This window comes from Kitasatospora sp. NPDC058048 (genome assembly GCF_042885555.1).
In the GTDB taxonomy this organism is placed as follows: Bacteria; Actinomycetota; Actinomycetes; order Streptomycetales; family Streptomycetaceae; genus Kitasatospora; species Kitasatospora lactacystinica.
Window position 1 is genome coordinate 1 of sequence record NZ_JBHVRT010000057.1, and the last position, 1,667, is coordinate 1,667.

Annotated in this window: 1 protein-coding gene; it reads right to left on the minus strand. The window is 70.7% G+C overall.

Annotated elements, in window-relative coordinates; genetic code table 11:
* Positions 1-64: 64 nt before the first annotated feature.
* Positions 65-1,354 carry an ATP-dependent Clp protease ATP-binding subunit ClpX gene (gene clpX, locus ACFVVA_RS38315; RefSeq protein WP_045696864.1) on the minus strand — a complete coding sequence of 430 codons (1,290 nt, stop codon included), beginning with the start codon at positions 1,352-1,354 and terminating at the stop codon, positions 65-67.
* Positions 1,355-1,667: the final 313 nt, after the last annotated feature.

Here is a 1,667-nt window from a genome sequence, read left to right on the forward strand (position 1 = left end):
CCCCGGGGGGGGCCCCCCCCGGGGCGGGGGGGGGGGCCCCCTCCCGTGTCACGGAGGCCTCGGGTCAGGCGCTCTTCTCCCGGCGCTCGCGCTTGATCATGTCGCGCGGCACCAGGGTGGGGATGGCGTGCTTGGAGACCACGTCGCCGGTGACCACCACGCGGGCGACGTCCTGGCGCGAGGGAACCTCGTACATCACGGACATCAGCACCTCCTCCATGATGGCCCGCAGCCCGCGCGCGCCGGTGCCGCGCAGGATCGCCTGGTCGGCGATCGCCTCCAGCGCGTCGCGGGAGAACTCCAGCTCCACGCCGTCCAGTTCGAACAGCTTGCGGTACTGCTTGACCAGCGCGTTGCGCGGCTCGGTGAGGATCTGGAGCAGCGCCTCGCGGTCCAGGTTGTGCACGCTGGTGATCACCGGGAGACGGCCGATGAACTCGGGGATCATGCCGAACTTCACCAGGTCCTCGGGCATCACCTGGCGGAAGTGGTCGCTGGCGTCCGACTCCCGCTTGGAGCGGATGTTGGCGCCGAAGCCGATGCCCTTGGCACCCGCGCGGCCCTCGATGATCCGCTCCAGGCCGGCGAACGCGCCGCCGACGATGAACAGCACGTTGGTGGTGTCGATCTGGATGAACTCCTGGTGCGGGTGCTTGCGCCCGCCCTGCGGCGGCACCGAGGCCGTGGTGCCCTCCAGGATCTTCAGCAGGGCCTGCTGCACGCCCTCGCCGGAGACGTCCCGGGTGATCGACGGGTTCTCGCTCTTGCGCGCGACCTTGTCGATCTCGTCGATGTAGATGATCCCGGTCTCGGCCTTCTTGACGTCGTAGTCGGCCGCCTGGATCAGCTTGAGCAGGATGTTCTCGACGTCCTCGCCGACGTAGCCGGCCTCGGTCAGCGCGGTGGCGTCCGCGATGGCGAACGGCACGTTGAGCATCCGGGCCAGGGTCTGCGCCAGCAGCGTCTTTCCGGAGCCGGTGGGGCCCAGCAGCAGGATGTTGGACTTGGCCAGCTCGATGGCGTCCTCGCGGCCGTTGCCGCCGCTGCGGCCCGCCTCACCGGCCTGGACCCGCTTGTAGTGGTTGTAGACGGCGACCGACAGCGCCTTCTTGGCGAGGTCCTGGCCGACCACGTACTGGTCCAGGAACTCGTAGATCTCGCGCGGCTTCGGGAGCTCCTCGAAGCGGACCTCGGAGGTCTCGGCGAGTTCCTCCTCGATGATCTCGTTGCACAGGTCGATGCACTCGTCGCAGATGTACACGCCTGGGCCGGCGATCAGCTTCTTCACCTGCTTCTGCGACTTGCCGCAGAACGAGCACTTGAGCAGGTCGCCACCGTCTCCGATGCGTGCCACGAGGTGCTTCCCCTTCGCCAGGGGCCCCGCAGGGTTCCGGGGCCTGGTGCTGTGGACCGTCAACGCCGACGGCGCTCGGTCTCGCTATCCGACGGTACTCTGCCGGGCCCGTGATTCCGGCCTCTTCGCCAGGTCTGCCCTACGCCCTGGGCGAATTGATACCGAACAGATGCCGTCGCGCGGGCCCGCCGATGGGCCGGGGCGGGGGGGGGCCCCCCGGGGGGCCCCCCCCCCCCCCGCCCCCCCCCCCCCGGGGCGGGGCGGGGGGGGCGCCCCCCCCCGCCGGGCCGCGCGGGGGTGGGGGGGGGAGTGT